At 37.9% G+C, this 462-nt stretch carries 1 protein-coding gene; it reads right to left on the reverse strand.

The features are described 5' to 3' along the window. The coding region (locus tag C6366_RS20395) for a DUF4468 domain-containing protein (protein WP_233248578.1) at positions 1-210 on the reverse strand (210 nt) is incomplete at its 3' end. Between the last annotated feature and the right edge of the window lie 252 nt (positions 211-462).

A 462-nucleotide genomic window follows, 5' to 3' on the forward strand; every position in this document is an offset into this window, starting at 1 on the left:
GGTATAAACACCTTCATTGTAGGTAAAAACATATTTTCCCATAACTCGACCTGACTCTCTGTCATTAAATTCAATGACATTTTCAGCAGAATTGAATGTTTCAACAAACCACGCATTTGCTTTTACGTAGATTTCACTTTTCGTATGGTTTGGAACTTCTATTATTCTTTCATATCTCCTTGCTTCTTCTGGTGCTGTCGTTCCCATCATCGAGGCGCAACTATAAAAAGTAATTATAATTCCTATGCTAAGAAGGGATTTAATGAGATGATTTACCTTACTCGTCAGGCTTTTCAGATTCGCCGCGTTTTTTGAATGGTTTCTGCACTCCATTGTACTGTTCAAATTACAATAATGTCTCATAAGATTAATTGTTTTTTCCTGCTCTAACGGCTTCACAGGTCTTGCCCGTTGGTTCATGTGTAAGTTAAACAGTGTCCTTGTGGACGGTCACCTCCCACA

The organism is Desulfonatronum sp. SC1 (assembly GCF_003046795.1).
Classification (GTDB): Bacteria; Desulfobacterota; Desulfovibrionia; order Desulfovibrionales; family Desulfonatronaceae; genus Desulfonatronum.